At 66.2% G+C, this 15,669-nt stretch carries 16 protein-coding genes; 13 read left to right on the forward strand and 3 right to left on the reverse strand.

Going from position 1 to position 15,669, the window contains the following annotated elements:
- Window positions 1-2 precede the first annotated feature (2 nt).
- The 7 genes from rpsE to HHL27_RS22365 all read left to right on the forward strand — a co-directional run bounded on the left by rpsE (window position 3) and on the right by HHL27_RS22365 (window position 6,080).
- On the forward strand, window positions 3-716 hold the full coding sequence (gene rpsE, locus HHL27_RS05895; protein WP_169492450.1) for a 30S ribosomal protein S5: 714 nt from the start codon (window positions 3-5) through the stop codon (window positions 714-716).
- Between the two features lie 6 nt (window positions 717-722).
- On the forward strand, window positions 723-899 hold the full coding sequence (gene rpmD / locus HHL27_RS05900; protein ID WP_169492451.1) for a 50S ribosomal protein L30: 177 nt from the start codon (window positions 723-725) through the stop codon (window positions 897-899).
- 165 nt (window positions 900-1,064) lie between these two features.
- A complete protein-coding gene (locus HHL27_RS05905; RefSeq protein WP_206069406.1) occupies window positions 1,065-2,168 on the forward strand; it encodes an acyltransferase family protein in 1,104 nt (367 codons plus the stop codon).
- A 104-nt stretch (window positions 2,169-2,272) separates the two neighbouring features.
- The gene (rplO, locus tag HHL27_RS05910) at window positions 2,273-2,752 is read left to right on the forward strand and encodes a 50S ribosomal protein L15 (RefSeq protein ID WP_169492453.1); all 480 of its coding nucleotides are present in this window, start codon (window positions 2,273-2,275) and stop codon (window positions 2,750-2,752) included.
- Window positions 2,753-2,910: 158 nt separating this feature from the next.
- A complete protein-coding gene (gene secY, locus HHL27_RS05915) occupies window positions 2,911-4,278 on the forward strand; it encodes a preprotein translocase subunit SecY (protein WP_169492454.1) in 1,368 nt (455 codons plus the stop codon).
- Window positions 4,279-4,308: 30 nt separating this feature from the next.
- Window positions 4,309-4,953, forward strand: a complete 645-nt coding sequence (locus HHL27_RS05920; RefSeq protein WP_169492455.1) for an adenylate kinase — start codon at window positions 4,309-4,311, stop codon at window positions 4,951-4,953.
- 56 nt (window positions 4,954-5,009) lie between these two features.
- A complete protein-coding gene (locus tag HHL27_RS22365) occupies window positions 5,010-6,080 on the forward strand; it encodes an SRPBCC domain-containing protein (protein ID WP_169492456.1) in 1,071 nt (356 codons plus the stop codon).
- Window positions 6,081-6,249: 169 nt separating this feature from the next.
- On the opposite strand, the gene HHL27_RS05930 is transcribed toward HHL27_RS22365, so the two are convergent.
- The gene (locus tag HHL27_RS05930) at window positions 6,250-7,596 is read right to left on the reverse strand and encodes an MFS transporter (RefSeq protein WP_169492457.1); all 1,347 of its coding nucleotides are present in this window, start codon (window positions 7,594-7,596) and stop codon (window positions 6,250-6,252) included.
- Between the two features lie 283 nt (window positions 7,597-7,879).
- On the opposite strand from HHL27_RS05930, the gene gdhA reads away from it, so the two are divergent.
- Both gdhA and HHL27_RS05940 read left to right on the forward strand, forming a co-directional pair.
- Window positions 7,880-9,235, forward strand: coding sequence for an NADP-specific glutamate dehydrogenase (gene gdhA, locus HHL27_RS05935; RefSeq protein ID WP_169492458.1), 1,356 nt, complete (start codon window positions 7,880-7,882; stop codon window positions 9,233-9,235).
- Between the two features lie 115 nt (window positions 9,236-9,350).
- Entirely contained in the window at window positions 9,351-10,904 is a 1,554-nt protein-coding gene (locus tag HHL27_RS05940) for a glycosyltransferase family protein (RefSeq protein WP_169492459.1), read from the forward strand.
- A gap of 13 nt (window positions 10,905-10,917) precedes the next feature.
- Here HHL27_RS05940 and HHL27_RS05945 read toward each other — a convergent pair whose 3' ends face one another.
- Both HHL27_RS05945 and HHL27_RS05950 read right to left on the reverse strand, forming a co-directional pair.
- On the reverse strand, window positions 10,918-11,295 hold the full coding sequence (locus tag HHL27_RS05945; protein WP_169492460.1) for a GtrA family protein: 378 nt from the start codon (window positions 11,293-11,295) through the stop codon (window positions 10,918-10,920).
- Entirely contained in the window at window positions 11,292-12,338 is a 1,047-nt protein-coding gene (locus tag HHL27_RS05950; protein ID WP_169492461.1) for a glycosyltransferase family 2 protein, read from the reverse strand. Before HHL27_RS05950 ends, HHL27_RS05945 begins: the two co-directional genes overlap by 4 nt.
- Window positions 12,339-12,771: 433 nt before the next feature.
- On the opposite strand from HHL27_RS05950, the gene rpsM reads away from it, so the two are divergent.
- The 4 genes from rpsM (at window position 12,772) to rplQ (ending at window position 15,308) form a co-directional block, all read left to right on the forward strand.
- Window positions 12,772-13,140, forward strand: a complete 369-nt coding sequence (gene rpsM, locus HHL27_RS05955) for a 30S ribosomal protein S13 (RefSeq protein WP_169492462.1) — start codon at window positions 12,772-12,774, stop codon at window positions 13,138-13,140.
- A gap of 55 nt (window positions 13,141-13,195) precedes the next feature.
- Window positions 13,196-13,585 (forward strand): 30S ribosomal protein S11, encoded by a 390-nt coding sequence (gene rpsK / locus HHL27_RS05960; protein WP_008065643.1) that lies wholly within the window; start codon window positions 13,196-13,198, stop codon window positions 13,583-13,585.
- A gap of 118 nt (window positions 13,586-13,703) precedes the next feature.
- Entirely contained in the window at window positions 13,704-14,768 is a 1,065-nt protein-coding gene (locus HHL27_RS05965; RefSeq protein WP_169492463.1) for a DNA-directed RNA polymerase subunit alpha, read from the forward strand.
- 114 nt (window positions 14,769-14,882) lie between these two features.
- Window positions 14,883-15,308, forward strand: coding sequence for a 50S ribosomal protein L17 (rplQ, locus tag HHL27_RS05970; protein WP_169492464.1), 426 nt, complete (start codon window positions 14,883-14,885; stop codon window positions 15,306-15,308).
- Window positions 15,309-15,669 lie beyond the last annotated feature (361 nt).

Genomic DNA, 15,669 nt, shown 5'->3' on the forward strand with positions numbered 1-15,669 from the left:
CAATGGCTGACGAAACCAACCTGGAAGCCGCCGCTCCGGTCGAATCGACCGGCGGTGAGCCGCAGCGTGAAGGTCGTGGCCGTGGCCGTGGCCGTGGTGGCAACGATCGCGGTGGCGAGCGTGGCGGCCGTGGCCGTCGCGACGATCGTCGCGGCCGTGGCAACAACGAGGAAGAAGGTGGCGAGGAGCTCATCGAGAAGCTCGTCCACATCAACCGCGTTTCCAAGACCGTGAAGGGCGGCAAGCGCTTCGGCTTTGCCGCGCTCGTCGTGGTCGGTGACGGCAAGGGCCGCGTCGGCTTCGGCCACGGCAAGGCCCGCGAAGTGCCGGAAGCCATCACCAAGGCAACCGCTTCGGCCAAGAAGAAGATGGTCCGCGTTCCGCTCAAGGAAGGCCGCACCCTGCACCACGACGGCAAGGGCCGTTTCGGCGCTGGCAAGGTCAACGTGCGGTCGGCTCCGGCCGGTACCGGCATCATCGCCGGTGGTCCGATGCGCGCCGTCTTCGAAAGCCTGGGCGTGGCTGACGTGGTGACCAAGTCGGTCGGCACCAGCAACCCCTACAACATGATCCGCGCCACCTTCGACGCGCTGACTGACCAGACTTCGCCGAAGTCGGTTGCCCAGCGTCGTGGCAAGAAGGTTGCCGACCTGCTGGGTCGCGGCGGCGCCACTGCGGTTGAGGCGGAAGCCGAAGCCGCGGCCATCGTGGAGTAAGCAATCATGGCGACTATCAAGATCAAGCAGATCGGTTCGCCGATCCGTCGCCCGGAACATCAGAAGAAGATTCTGATCGGTCTGGGCCTCGGCAAGATGCACCGCGTGGTCGAGGTGGAAGACACCGCCGAAGTGCGTGGCGCAATCGCCAAGCTTCCGCACATGGTGGCCGTGGTCGACTGACCCCGTCCGCGCCCTGCGCAAGAACACGAAAGGCCCCGGCATCGCTGCCGGGGCCTTTTGCGTTTCTGAAGGATCGGCGCTTGACGCGGCGCCCGTGATGCAGTGCACAATCGCATGGGCGCGTCAGGGGTTTTCCGGAGGGTGCGCGTGTCAGGGAAGGCCATGATGCTGAAGTCCACGTCCGAGGAGATGCTGAACCTCGACTTCCTGCGATTCTATGCGTCGGCGGCGATTGTCTGGCATCATTCGCACGAATTCCTGATCCCCGAGGCGCAGCGCGCGACCGTGGGGGAGAGAACGGCGGGACTTGCGCTCTTTGTCGACCTGTTCTTCCTGATATCCGGCTTTGTGATCGCGCATGTCTACCGTGGGCGCGTGACCAGTCTCCCGCAGTTCGGGCGATTCATGCAGCGCCGGATCGGGCGATTGTTCCCGTTGCACCTGCTGACGTTCGTGCTGGCTGTCGCGATGTGGGCAGTCATCGGGCGGTTCGCTCACGCGGACCATGCGCCTTCGAACGATCCATCGTGCATGGTGCGGACCGTATTCCTGGCCCATGCCATATTTCCGGGGTGCAACGGGCTCTACTACAATGGGGTGAACTGGTCGATCAGCGCCGAAATGCTCATGTACATCCTGTTTCCGCTTCTTTCGCTGGCGGCTGTACGGGCGCGGGGGGGCGGACTTTTCGTGGTTCTGGGCTTCACCGCATTCGTGGCTTTCTTGGCGTTCCGGGTGAATGACACGGCCCGGGTGTGGACGGATCTCTATCCCCCAATCCGCGCCTTGCCCTCTTTCGCGCTGGGCGTCTCGGCCAGCTACGCGCGAGACCTTCTTGCGCGTGTGCGGGGTGGATCTTGGCTTACCGTGCCTCTCGTTGTTGCGAGCACGGTGGCCGCGATGATCGGCGCGCCGGGGTCGGCCCAGTTGGCCCTGATCGTGGCCACGGGCTTGTCGGCCATCGCAGCCGATGTGCGGGGCGAGGTATTGCCGCTGGTGCGGCGTTTGGCGCCGCTCGGGCAGCTGACCTATTCGGTTTACCTCTGGCACGGCTTCTTCATCCTCGTCCTGCTCAACGCGGCAGGGGACAAGCTGCTGCACCTGTCTCCGGCGCCGATGGTTGCGCTGATGATGTTTACCTATGCCGCGATCGCGATCTGGAGCTACCTGTCGTGGCGCTACTTCGAGACACCGGCCAGGCGCTGGGTTGATGGCCTGTTGGGCGGGCGTGACAAGTCTCGACCGGCGCCTTCCCCGGTCGGAGGTTGACGCACGCACGGTTGCCACCCGGAGGAGTCGACAACCCTTTCGCTTTCGCCTAAGGGCCGCGCTTCCCATCAAGCGCGACTCAAAGCGAAAGCGAGTGCTCCGACATGACCAAGCTTAACGAACTCTCCGACAACAATGGCGCCCGCAAGGGCCGCATGCGCGTGGGCCGCGGCATCGGCTCGGGCAAGGGCAAGACCGCCGGGCGCGGCCAGAAGGGTGCCAAGGCGCGTTCGGGCGTCAGCATCAATGGCTTCGAAGGCGGCCAGATGCCGCTCCACATGCGTCTGCCGAAGCGCGGCTTCAACAACATCTTCGCCAAGGACTACGCCGAAGTGAACCTCGGCATGATTCAGAAGGCGATCGATTCCGGCAAGCTCGCCACCGACGGCGTTGTCGATCACGCGGCGCTCAAGGCTGCTGGCCTGGCCCGTGGCGGCAAGAACGGCGTGCGCCTGCTCGGCAAGGGCGAACTGACCACCAAGGTCAGCTTCAAGGTCGCCGGCGCGTCGAAGGGCGCGGTCGCTGCGGTCGAGAAGGCTGGCGGCGCGGTCGAGGTGCTTGCGACCAAGGTCGAAGCAGCCTGATCCGATTTAATCGCGTATTGGGGGCGCGGGGGTTCTTGGAATCCCTGCGCCCTCTCTATATGGGCTTCACGCAAGGCTCGTTCTTTCGGGCCAACCTCACGTGAATGCGGCGCCAGTTCGACAGTCCCGGCGCCCCAGCAAGGCTTGACACCAGACCAATGGCATCCCGCGCCGATAACATCGCCAGCAACCTCAACCTGGCGAACTTTTCGAAGGCCACAGAGCTCAAGAAGCGCATCTGGTTCACGGTGGGCGCGCTCATCGTGTTCCGGTTCCTGAGCTTCGTGCCGCTGCCCGGCGTCAACCCGCTGATCATGGAGACGCTGTACGACCAGACGCGCGGCGGCATCCTCGATATCTTCAACGCGTTCTCGGGTGGCTCGCTGCAACGCATGAGCCTCATCGCGCTCGGCGTGATGCCGTACATCACCGCCTCGATCGTGGTGCAGCTGGCCGCCTCGCTCCACCCCTCGCTCGCTGCCCTCAAGAAGGAAGGCGAAAGCGGGCGCAAGAAGCTCAACCAGTACACCCGCTACGGTGCGGTGCTGCTGACCGCGATCCAGGGCTGGGTGCTCGCTTCGGGCCTTGAAGCCTATGGCGCGTCGAGCGGGCTGCAGGCGGTGGTCAACCCCGGCCTGCTGTTCAAGGTCGGCGCGGTGATCTCCCTGATCGGCGGCACCATGTTCCTGCTGTGGCTGGGTGAACAGATCACCAGCCGCGGCATCGGCAACGGCGTTTCGCTGATCATCATGGCCGGCATCGTCGCGCAGATGCCCAAGTTCTTCGGCAACCTGTTCGAGCAGGGCCGCACCGGCTCGCTCAACCCGTTCGCGATCGCGGGCGTGCTGGTGCTGATCGTCGGCGTCGTGATCTTCATCTGCTTCTTCGAGCGCGCCACGCGCCGCCTGCTGATCCAGTATCCCAAGCGCGCGTCGCAAAACGGCATGATGGCTGCCGATCGCAGCCACCTGCCGCTCAAGCTCAACACCGCGGGCGTCATTCCGCCGATCTTCGCCAGCTCGCTGCTGCTGCTGCCGCTGACCATCACCCAGTTCGCCGGCAACGCCGTCTCGCCAGACAGCACCACCGGCCAGGTGATCGTGACGCTCAACCAGTACCTCGGCCACGGCAAGCCGGCCTACATGGTGCTCTACGCGCTCGGCATCATCTTCTTCAGCTTCTTCTATACCGCGGTGGTGTTCAATCCTGAAGAGACCGCCGACAACCTCAAGAAGAACGGCGGCTTCATCCCCGGCATCCGCCCGGGCAAGAACACCGCCACCTATCTCGACTATGTCCTGACCCGCATCACCGTGCTCGGCGCTGCCTATATCACCGTGGTCTGCGTGGTCCCCGAATGGATCATGGCCGAAACCGGCATGGGCACGCTGTTCTTCGGCGGCACCAGCCTGCTGATCGTGGTCAACGTGACCGTCGATACCATCACCCAGATCCAGTCGCACCTGCTGGCACACCAGTATGGCGACCTGATCAAGAAGGCCAAACTGAAGGGACGCCTGCGCTAAGCGCGGGGCCATTAGGGGGACGCAAGGCACGTGAACATCATCCTGTTGGGACCGCCGGGGGCGGGCAAGGGCACCCAGGCGCAGCGGCTCGTCGAGCGGCACGGCATGAAGCAGCTTTCGACCGGCGACATGCTGCGCGCCGCGGTCAAGGCGGGCACGCCGGTCGGGCTTCAGGCCAAGGCAGTGATGGACGCGGGCCAGCTCGTTTCCGACGAGATCGTCTCGGCGCTGATCGGGGACGAGCTCGACGCGATGCCGGCTGGACAGGGCGCCATCTTCGACGGCTACCCGCGCACCGCGCCACAAGCGGAATCGCTTGATGCGATCCTCGAAAGCCGCGGCCGCAAGCTCGACCACGTGATCGAGCTTGAAGTGAACGAGGACGCGCTTGTTGAGCGTATCACCGGTCGCTACACCTGCGCCACCTGCGGCAAGGGCTATCACGACAAGTTCGAGAAGCCGGCCGTCGAAGGCACCTGCGACAAATGCGGCGGGCACGAATTCAAGCGCCGTCCCGACGACAACGAAGAGACCGTGCGCACCCGCATGGCCGAATACCGCGCCAAGACCGCGCCGATCCTGCCGATCTACGAGAGCCGTGGCATCGTCGCCCGCGTCGACGGCATGGCCGATATGGATGACGTGACGGCTGCCATCGAGGCAATTATCGGCTAGTCTCATGGGGAGGGCGCGTCGTCGTGGCGCGCCGTTCTGCCATTGAGGTCCCGTCGATGAACCTGCGCCCCCCCGCGCTCGCCCTTCTGCTTGCGAGTGCGGCCGCCCAGCCGGCCCAGGCCGAGGTCGTGGCCAAGGCCGACAACGGCTTCGTCGTTCGCGTCGCGGCGCATGTCACCGCAAAGCCTGCCGATGCTTGGAAGACGGTCATTGTCCCCGCGCAATGGTGGCAGGCCCAGCACACCTTTTCGGGCAGTGCGGCCAACCTCAGCCTCGATCCAGTTCCCGGCGGCTGCTTCTGCGAACGCCTGCCGCTGCCCAAGGACGCGGCCAAGGGCGACCGCCCCGGCGGCGTGCAGCACATGCGCGTGCTCTATGCCGAGCCGGGCAAGGCGCTGCGCCTGTCCGGCGCGCTGGGGCCGCTGCAGAGCGAGGCGGTGCAAGGCACGCTGACGATCACCATCAAGCCCACCGAGACCGGCAGCCGCATCGTGTTCGACTACGTTGTCGGCGGCTTCATGCGCTACCCGGTGGCCGACATCGCCGCGGCGGTCGACAAGGTCATGGCCGCGCAACTCGCCTCGCTGGCGACCAGGCTCGGCCCGGTCAGCGCGGAGCCGGCCGCCGAATTGCCGCCCGCGGCACCGGCCCAACCCGCCCCCGAGGCGACAGGCCCCGCGCCGTCGCCGGGCGAAGGCAGCGATCCTGCCCTTGCACCCACGGCGGCCGTCGCTCCGCAAGGCTGGAGCCTTCCGCCGGGGCCGGGAAGCAAGCCCGTGCGTCACAGCGCGGCAACGCCCGCCGCTGCAGCCCGGTCCGTACAACCGGCGACCCGCCCGGCGAAGGCGTCCGGCGGCACCACCACGCTGGCAGACGCGAACGCGGCGACGGTGCCCGCCTCGGTCTCGAAGGTGCCTGCGGTGACCAAGCCAGCTGCGGCCAAGCCAGCGACGGTAAAGCCCGCCGCGCCGAAGCCCGCATCGGCAAAGCCGGCAACCCCCGCCAAGGCGACGGCCGCCAGGAAGCCTGCCCCAGCCGCACGGCCGGTCGACAAGGAGCACGAGGACGCGAACGCCGCGTTCGATGCGGCCCTCGGTGGAACGGACACGCCGGACAAGCCGCAATAGGCCCAGGCGGGGCCAATCGGCAGCAAGGCGTGCGAGGCGCAGAACGAGAGCCAGTCCTTCGACAAGCTCAGGACAGACGAGCTGGGGATCAGGCGCAGTCCGTCACCGCCTGCCCTGAGCCTGTCGAAGGGCTGCCCTTTCCTTCACGGCGCACCCACCTTGCGCGTTCTCATCCCAACCCATGAACTTCGCCGCCCGCGCCCCGTCGCGCCGGTCCCAGCACGCCTGCGGTCCTGCCCGCCATCAGGGCGATGGCGATGGCCACCAAGGGGACCGGGGCGATTGCGGCAAGGCCCATGCGGTAACCGCCGCTCGCATCATAGATGATCCCGAACAGCACCGGCCCGATGAAGTTGCCGAGCTGCGATATGGTGTTGCCCATCGCCAGACCGGCCGCGCGCTCGCCGGGGTGCAGCAGGCGGGACAGCAGCGTCACCGGCAGCAGCCCCGCAGCCTGCGAGCAGGCCATGAACAGGCAGTATCCGGTCGACACGACGAGGGCAGGGCCGCGCGTCGCCGATGACAGCAGCGCAAGGCCCAGCGCCGCCGCGATCAGATGCGCGCCATACGCGAGGAAATAGCGCCGCGCCGAACTGTCGACGAACATGCCCGTGCCGATGGTGGTCATCGCCGTGATCACGCCGCACAGCGCCACCAGCGCGCCCGCCTGATCCACGCTCCAGGCGTTGAACGCCATCAGCATCTTGGGCGCATAGACCACCACCGCGCTGACCGGCACGAAGTTCAGCAGGTTGGCAAGGCCGAGCAACAGCACCAGCGGATGGAGCACGGCGCGCCAGCCGTGCCGCACGCGCCCCTCCGCCGCCTCGGTCGCATCGCGCGCCAGCCGCCGGACAAGCCAAGCGCGTTCATCGCCCGCCAGCCAGCCTGCGGTTTCCGGGCGGTCGGGCAGGATCAGGAAAACCAGCAATCCGATCAGTACCGAAGGGATGCCCTCGGCGATCAGCAGCCACTGCCAGCCGCGCAGGCCCAGTGTTCCGTCCAGCCGCAGCAGCGGCCCGGCCAGCCCGCCCATCACGATCATCGCCACCGGCAGCGCGACATAGAAGCGCGAGACGGCACGGGCGCGATATTCTGGCGGAAACCACCCGGAGATGTAGAGCACCACGCACGGGTAGAAGCCCGCCTCGGCAATCCCCAGCAGGAAGCGCACGAGATAGAATTGCCAGGCATTGCCGACCAGCGACGTCGCGGCGGAAAGAAGACCCCAGGTCACCAGGATGCGCGCCAGCCATCGACGAGGGCCGACCTTGTCGCCCAGCAGGTTCGACGGCACTTCGAACAGGGCATAGCTGATCGAGAACATCGCCGCGCCGATGCCATAGACGGTCGCCGAAAAGCCCAGATCGGCATTCATCGTCACCGCGGCGAAGCTGATGTTGGTCCGGTCGATATAGGCGACCAGATAGGCCAGCATCAGCAACGGCAGCGTTCGCCACGCCACCTTGCGCATCGTCGTGCGCTCGATCGCGCCATCGCGCTCGTCATGTTCCATCGCACCCCCCGCTGCGCCGGATTCTCCTCCGGCCGCAGCTTGCGCATGTGCGCGCGGCCTCGCAAGTCCGGCGTTTTCGGGGCGATTGCGGGCTGATCTCGCTCCACCTCGGACCAAGCGCCTACCCACGGGGCGAAAAAACGTTACGTTCCAGATCGCAAGGAGCGCGACTCGGCCAGGTGCTGCCGATCGCCACAGACGCTCCACCGGTCGCACGTGTTGAAAAAGGACTGCCGGCCAACCCTGCATTCAGGCAGGACGCCGGCCACCGGGGGAGAATAGCATGGCCGTGAGCGATCACGTCGACCTTCCGACCTTCATGGAAGGCGTCAAGAAGCGCAATCCCAACCAGCCCGAATTCGTCCAGGCGGTTCAGGAGGTTGCCGAAGACATCTACGAATTCATCCAGGACAAGGAAGAATACCACGCGCAGCAGATCCTGCGCCGCATTGCCGAGCCCGACCGGGTCGTGTCGTTCCGCGTGTGCTGGGAAGACGATGCCGGCAACATCCGCGTCCAGCGCGGCTACCGCGTCCAGAACAACAACGCGATCGGTCCCTACAAGGGCGGCATCCGCTTCCATCCCAGCGTCAATGAAAGCGTGCTCAAGTTCCTCGCCTTCGAGCAGACGTTCAAGAACGCGCTCACCGGCCTGCCGATGGGCGGCGGCAAGGGCGGTTCGAACTTCAATCCCAAGGGCAAGAGCGTGCGCGAGATCATGCGCTTCTGCCAGAGCTTCATGACCGAACTCTATCGCCACATCGGCGCCGACGTCGACGTGCCGGCGGGTGACATCGGCGTCGGCGGTCGCGAGATCGGCTTCATGTTCGGCCAGTACAAGCGCATCACCAACCAGTTCACCGGCGTGCTCACGGGCAAGGGGCTGGAATACGGCGGCTCGCTGATCCGGCCCGAGGCGACCGGCTATGGCGCGGTCTATTTCCTTGCCAACATGCTGGCGACCAAGGGCGAGGACCTCGTCGGCAAGACGGCGGTCATTTCCGGCTCGGGCAACGTCGCCACGCACGCGGCCGAAAAGATCGTCCAGTTGGGCGGCAAGGTGCTGACGCTGTCGGATTCGGGTGGCTTCGTCCACGATCCGGACGGCTTCAGCCAGGAAAAGATCGACTGGGTCAAAACGCACAAGACCCACCGTCGCGGCCGCATCCAGGACTATGTCGAAGCCTTCCCCAAGGCGACTTTCCACGAAGGCAAGACGCCGTGGGGCGTCCCCTGCGATGTGGCGCTGCCCTGCGCCACGCAGAACGAACTGCTGGGCGAAGATGCGCGCACGCTCGTCGCCAACGGCTGCAAGGCGCTGGCCGAAGGCGCCAACATGCCGACCGACCTTGAAGGCGTGCACGTGTTCAAGGCGGCGAAGCTGCTCTACGCGCCGGGCAAGGCCTCGAACGCCGGCGGCGTCGCGGTTTCGGGCCTCGAGATGAGCCAGAACTCCGAACGCCGCGCGTGGAAGGAGGAGGAACTGCAGCAGATGCTCAAGGACATCATGTTCGGCATCCACCAGTCCTGCCTCACCTGGGGCGATCAGGGCGGCGGCTATGTCGATTACGTGAAGGGTGCGAACATCGCGGGCTTCAAGAAGGTCGCCGACGCGATGCTGGCCTTCGGCGTGGTGTAGGGCGCGCCGCTTCCAGCTTGGGCACAGCCCCGGCCGCCAGACCGATTGGCAGCCGGCCGGGGCTGGCCTATGCACCACGCCGGGGGCCGCTCCGGCCGTGCCAGGCTGGAATGTCATGACCAATATCGAAGTGCGCGATGGGCGCGCGGCTTTGCCGGAATCCGCGCTTCCTGAACTGGCTATCGTCGCGCTCGCCTTCCTGGTCGGCGTGGTGCTGTCGCACCCGATCCCGATGCTCCTGCTCGATCAGCCGCCGCGCTTTGCTGGCTGGTTCGATCAGGGCCAGTACCTCACCTCGGCCCGCGCGCTGTTCCATGGCGATCTTTCGCCTGGGCAGCACTGGTACCCGATGCTCTATCCGCTGCTGCTGGCGCCGTTTGCCGGCCTGCCGCCGCTGGTGCAGACCACGCTGGTCGATACCGCCTGCTTTCTCGCCGCGTACTGGGGCTTTCACGAAGTGGCTCGGCTGGTTGGCTTGACCGGCATTTCGTCGGCGGTCGTGTTCCTGCTTTCGACCGTCGCCTGGCCGCAGATCGGCAGCGGCTGGCTAATGCCCTGGACCACGACGCCCTCCGCCGCGCTGATCTGGCTCGCGCTCGCCTGGACGACGCGGACGCTGGACCGCGACCACCCGCAAGCGTTGAGCCTGCGCCGCGCCGCCGCGCTGGGTGTGGTGCTGGCGCTGATCCCGCTCGGCCGCCCCGGTGACGTGCCCGTCGCGGCGCTGATCGGCGCGATCGCGGCGTGGGGCCTGATCCGCCACGGGCGGCGCTGGGACGCGCTGGGCGCCATCATCGGCGCCGGGCTGGCCGTCGTCGCACTGGGCCTTGCGTTGCACCTTGCGATCCACGGCCCGCGGCCCTCGCTCTACATGCTGCTCTCGGCGGCGTACGGCACCAACCTCGCGTGGACGGGGTGGAAGGCCTATCTCCTGCTGGTCGAACCCCGCCCATGGTATCCCGAAGGCTACGGCCTGCTGCGCGTGCTGCCCTGGCTCCCGTTCGGCCTTGCCGGCCTGCTGCTGCTGCTGGCCGATGCGCGCCGCCGCATGCTTGGCCTGCTGCTTGTGCTGCCGGCTGCGGCCTATACCGTCGTCATGCTCGCCTACATCGACCTTCTGCCCAGCGGGGTCTGGGCGTTCGGCAATGTCCATTATTTCAAGTGGCTGCTGCCTGCGCTGGCGCTGGGGATGGTGCACTGGCTCTCGTACGTCAGGCACCGGCCCGCTGCCGCCGCGCTCGCCGTCACGCCGCTGCTGCTGCTCGGCGCGCTGCGGCTCGATCCGGTGCCGGTGGCGGCGGACCGCCCGGCGCGCCTGGTCGTGTTCGATGGCGTGGATGACGATGGTGCCCTGGTCTATTTCGGCCATTCCTCGATCGAGGACGCAGTCGGGGCGCAGCGCAACCTGCTCGACGTCCACCTCGTCCCCGCGCCCGACCAGCATCGCGTCCTTGGCGAAGCGCTGCGCCGCGATTTCGCCGGCAACGAAGTGTGGCAAGATGTCCCGCGCGGGGTGAGCTGGCCGGTCAATCCGATGGAAGTCGCGACCCGCCCCTTGCATGGCCCGTTCCCGCGCCGCCCGGTCGCGCGCTATGCGCCGGCGCTTGGCATCGGCTGGCCGTGCTGGCTGCCGCCCTATGCCTGTCCCGCCACCTTGCCGCAGCCCTGAACGCCGCGCGTGATCAGGCGCGGAACACGAAGCGGCGCGAAAGGAGGAAGTTGACCGTCAGTCCCGCGATCGATCCCGCCGCCACGCCCAGCACCGGCGCGCGCGCGACCAGCGGCACCGTCACCACCAGCGTCGAATAGACGCCGAGGTTGACGATCCCGCCACCCGCGTTGGCGACCAGGAACCGCACCCATTCCCCCACGCTCGGCGCTTGCGTGGCGGCAAAGGTGAAGCGCCGGTTGCACGCCCAGGTGAACGTCGCGGCGACGAGGTAGGACAGCGCCCGCCCGGCAAACAGGCCCGCGCCCATGAAAACGGCAAGGGCGAGCACACCCGCATCGACCAGGAAACCGGCCGCGCCGACAAGGGCGAAGCGCAGGAAGGCGTTCACCTCGATGCCGGATCGGCTTCGGTCAGCGCGTGCACGCCTGCCAGTTCGAGGTAGCGCAGCCGCTTCACCTCCTGCCGCGCCCGCGTCACCGAATCGAGGATCAGGCCGCTGAACACGCTGAACCAGCCGATGATCATCAGCCCGGTCGCCAGCACCGCCGTGGGCAGGCGCGGGACAAGGCCCGTGCGCACGAATTCCGCCACCACCGGAGAGCCCGCCGCGATTGACAGCAGCATCAGCAGTGCGCCCGCGATGCCGAACAGGTGGAACGGCCGCTCCAGCTTGAGCAGGCCGATGATCGTGCCAAGGATACGGAAGCCGTCGCGCACCGTGCTCAGCTTGCTCAGCGAACCTTCCGGTCGGTCGGTGAAGCGCGTGCGCACTTCGTCCACCGGCATCTGCAGTTCGAGCGAATGGATGGTCAGTTCGGTCTCGATCTCGAACCCCTGCGAGGTGATCGGGAACGACTTGACGAAACGGCGGGAGAACACGCGATACCCGCTCAGCATGTCGGTGAAGGTGTTGCCGAAGATCACCCGCACGATGCCGGTCAGCATCCAGTTGCCGAAGGCATGCGCCGGGCGATACGCGGTGTCGCTGATCGCGCTGCGCGCGCCCACCACCATGTCGAGCCCGTCGTCGAGCAGCCGCGCCACCAGTTCGGGCGCGGCGGCCGCATCGTAGGTCGCATCGGCATCGCACATCACGTAGATGTCGGCATCGACGTCGGCGAACATGCGCCGCACGACATAGCCCTTGCCCTGCCGCCGTTCGATCCGCACCACCGCGCCGTGCGCCCGCGCGATATCGCCGGTGCCGTCCTTGCTGTTGTTGTCGTAGACGTAGATCGTCGCCCCGGGCAGGGCGGCGCGGAAGGCGTCGATCACCGGGCCGATCGCCAGCGCCTCGTTATAGGCGGGCAGCAGCACCGCGATGCGCGGCTGCGGCGCGCCGGCTTTCGCCTCCTCCGCCTTCGTCCACCCGGCCTCAACCCCGGCCGTCGCCGTCCATGCCCGTGGCGTCTGTGCTTGTGCCGTTATCATGTCCGCCCCGTTCCGCGCGATGGCACTCGCGCCGCGCCCTGCCAGCTATTAACCATGTCCGGTATTAGGCGCGCAGTCCTTAAGCCTACGATAACGCGGCAAAAGCAAGCGATGACCGGTTTCCCGGCGGCAAGGGGAAGGGGCAACGCGCCCCTTTGACGATCCTGCGGCGATAGGGTATTATCGGAGGTGGACGCAGCAGACCGCTCTTGCATCGGCAACGGAGCGGAAATCGCGCGTTTGCGCGGCATGGCGGTTGACGCTCAACCCCAAAAGTCCTAAGCGCGCCTTTCACTCTCAACCGGAAGGGTTCCCGGCAGTCAGGGCGAATGCTTTGTTCTGCGCGGGTTTTTGCCATTTTCGGGGCGGCGTGAAGCGATGAGATAGGGTCTCGACTCGATGTCGGCGCCCTGTGGAGCAAACGGAGAAACAAGTGGCTCGTATTGCCGGGGTCAATATCCCCACCAACAAGCGCGTTATCATCGCGCTGACCTACATTCACGGTATCGGCCCGTTCAAGGCCAAGCAGATCGCCGACAAGCTGGGCATCGACCAGACCCGTCGCGTGTCGGACCTCTCCGACGCCGAGATCCTGCAGATCCGCGAAACGATCGACGCTGAACACACCGTGGAAGGCGATCTTCGTCGCGAAACCGCGATGAACATCAAGCGCCTGATGGACCTCGCGTGCTACCGTGGTCTGCGTCACCGCAAGGGCCTGCCGGTCCGCGGCCAGCGCACGCACACCAACGCCCGCACCCGCAAGGGCAAGGCCAAGCCGATCGCCGGCAAGAAGAAGTAAGATCGACCTGTAAGGGTCTGATCTTTCCAACGGTTTCTCGACAGGAATTCAGCACATGGCACGCGAACCTCAGCGCATTAAGCGCCGCGAGCGCAAGAACATCACCAGTGGTGTCGCGCACGTCAACGCCAGCTTCAACAACACCATGATCACCATCACTGATGCCCAGGGCAACGCCATTTCGTGGTCGTCTGCCGGCATGATGGGCTTCAAGGGCAGCCGCAAGTCGACCCCGTACGCCGCCCAGGTGGCCGCGGACGACGCCGGCAAGAAGGCCGCCGAACACGGCGTCCGCACCCTCGAAGTCGAAGTCAAGGGCCCGGGTTCGGGCCGCGAGAGCGCCCTGCGCGCCCTTCAGGCGGTCGGTTTCACCATCACGGCGATCCGTGACGTGACCCCGATCCCGCACAACGGCGTGCGCCCTTCGAAGCGCCGTCGCGTCTGACCTGCCTTTCGGCACCCGGCGCGGCGGATCCACCGCGCCGGAGCGCCCAATATCTTTGACCGGGCGCGGCCATCCCTCGGCCGACCTCCGGCTCCCGAACTAACCCCAGGGGAATTCCATGACTGTCAACATCAAGAACTGGCAGGAACTGAAGAAGCCCAACTCCCTCGAGATCAAGTCCGGCAACGACGCCAAGAGCCGTGCGACTTTCGTCGCCGAGCCGCTGGAACGTGGCTTCGGTCTGACGCTCGGCAACGCGCTGCGTCGCGTGCTGCTGTCGTCGCTCCAGGGCGCGGCCGTCACCTCGATCAAGATCGAGAACGTGCTGCACGAATTCTCGTCGCTGGCTGGCGTGCGCGAAGACGTGACGGACATCGTCCTCAACGTGAAGCAGATCGCGCTCAAGATGCAGGGTGAAGGCCCCAAGCGTCTGCAGCTCTCGGCCACCGGCCCGGGCGAAGTGAAGGCGGGCGATATCGCCGTGACCGGCGATATCGAGGTCATGAACAAGGACCTCGTGATCTGCCATCTCGACGAAGGCGCGACGTTCAACATGGAACTGACCGTCGACACCGGCAAGGGCTACGTCCCCGCCGTGTCGAACCGCCCGGTCGATGCCCCGATCGGCCTGATCCCGGTCGACTCGCTCTACTCGCCGGTCCGCCAGGTCTCGTACAAGGTTGAAAACGCCCGTATCGGCCAGGAGCTCGATTACGACCGTCTCAACCTGACGGTCGAAACCGACGGCACCGTCACCCCTGAAGACGCCGTGGCCTATGCCGCGCGCATCCTGCAGGACCAGCTTTCGCTGTTCGTCCACTTCGACGACCAGCTGCCGACCGGCCACGCGCCTTCGGTTTCGGGTGGCGTTGCCACGCACGCGCCGGAAGAAAGCGACGCTAACCAGCTCAACCGCTACCTGCTCAAGAAGGTGGACGAACTGGAACTGTCGGTGCGTTCGGCCAACTGCCTCAAGAACGACAACATCATCTACATCGGCGATCTGGTCCAGAAGACCGAAGCCGAGATGCTGCGCACGCCGAACTTCGGCCGCAAGTCGCTCAACGAGATCAAGGAAGTCCTCTCGTCGATGGGCCTGCGCCTCGGCATGGACATCCCCGGCTGGCCGCCTGAGAACATCGAAGAGATGGCCAAGAAGCTGGAGCAGGAGCTGCTCGGTTAAGCAATTCGGGGGCGCCCGTTGTGGCGCCCCTAATTCGGGTCATTTGGCGGCGACCCCGACAGCCGCCTGGATCGGGCTACCTGATACGGGCCCCCTACGAACGGAGACAAGAACATGCGTCATAAGCTGGGACAGCGTAAGCTCGGCCGTACTTCCTCGCACCGTATCGCGCTGCTGCGCAATCTGGCGGCTGCTCTGATCAAGCACGAACAGATCACCACCACGGTGCCCAAGGCGAAGGAACTTCGCCCCTACCTCGAAAAGCTCATCACGCTGGCGAAGAAGGGCGGTCTCTCGAACCGTCGTCTGGCCCACGCCCGCCTGCTCGACGAAGCGCAGGAAAAGAAGCTCTTCGAAGTGCTGGCCGCGCGCTATGCCGATCGCAACGGCGGCTACACCCGCATCATCAAGGCCGGCTACCGCGCTTCGGACGCCGCCCCGATCGCGGTGATCGAACTCGTCGACCGTGACACCGCCGCCAAGGGCCTGGACTCGGGTCCGGTGCAGACCGCGGACGAGGACGAATACGAAGCAGCCTGACACGGGCCGCCTGATCGGCGCTTCGTTCGGACACGGACAAGGAAGGGGCGGGGCCGCAAGGCTCCGCCCCTTTCGCTTGTGCGGGGCGGGGGTTGACACCTGTTGCATACGCAAGCTCACCAATGCACGCGCGGGCTCTGTCCTACGGCGGGCAGGTGGGTTAGGGTCGCCGCCATGAAGCCTTCCAACCCATTCGCAAATCAGCATTCCTGGTCGTCGCGCCGGTCCTTCCAAAAGCCTGAAAAGGCCCTCGCGGGTTTTTCCTCAGGACCGTGTCAACCCCGTCAACCCCTCAGCGTTTCTGCGCTTTTCGGCTCGGTCGTCGCCATCGCTGTCGCCGGCCTGCTGATCCCCTGCCAGC

It is taken from the genome of Novosphingobium olei, assembly GCF_012927405.1.
Lineage (GTDB): Bacteria > Pseudomonadota > Alphaproteobacteria > Sphingomonadales > Sphingomonadaceae > Novosphingobium > Novosphingobium olei.

Coding starts and splice junctions, on each gene's coding strand:
- rpsE (WP_169492450.1), top strand. CDS start 3: ATGGCTGACGAAACCAACCTGGAAGCCGCCGCTCCGGTCGAATCGACC.
- rpmD (WP_169492451.1), top strand. CDS start 723: ATGGCGACTATCAAGATCAAGCAGATCGGTTCGCCGATCCGTCGCCCG.
- HHL27_RS05905 (WP_206069406.1), top strand. CDS start 1,065: ATGCTGAAGTCCACGTCCGAGGAGATGCTGAACCTCGACTTCCTGCGA.
- rplO (WP_169492453.1), top strand. CDS start 2,273: ATGACCAAGCTTAACGAACTCTCCGACAACAATGGCGCCCGCAAGGGC.
- secY (WP_169492454.1), top strand. CDS start 2,911: ATGGCATCCCGCGCCGATAACATCGCCAGCAACCTCAACCTGGCGAAC.
- HHL27_RS22365 (WP_169492456.1), top strand. CDS start 5,010: ATGAACCTGCGCCCCCCCGCGCTCGCCCTTCTGCTTGCGAGTGCGGCC.
- HHL27_RS05930 (WP_169492457.1), bottom strand. CDS start 7,596: ATGGAACATGACGAGCGCGATGGCGCGATCGAGCGCACGACGATGCGC.
- gdhA (WP_169492458.1), top strand. CDS start 7,880: ATGGCCGTGAGCGATCACGTCGACCTTCCGACCTTCATGGAAGGCGTC.
- HHL27_RS05940 (WP_169492459.1), top strand. CDS start 9,351: ATGACCAATATCGAAGTGCGCGATGGGCGCGCGGCTTTGCCGGAATCC.
- HHL27_RS05950 (WP_169492461.1), bottom strand. CDS start 12,338: ATGATAACGGCACAAGCACAGACGCCACGGGCATGGACGGCGACGGCC.
- rpsK (WP_008065643.1), top strand. CDS start 13,196: ATGGCACGCGAACCTCAGCGCATTAAGCGCCGCGAGCGCAAGAACATC.
- HHL27_RS05965 (WP_169492463.1), top strand. CDS start 13,704: ATGACTGTCAACATCAAGAACTGGCAGGAACTGAAGAAGCCCAACTCC.
- rplQ (WP_169492464.1), top strand. CDS start 14,883: ATGCGTCATAAGCTGGGACAGCGTAAGCTCGGCCGTACTTCCTCGCAC.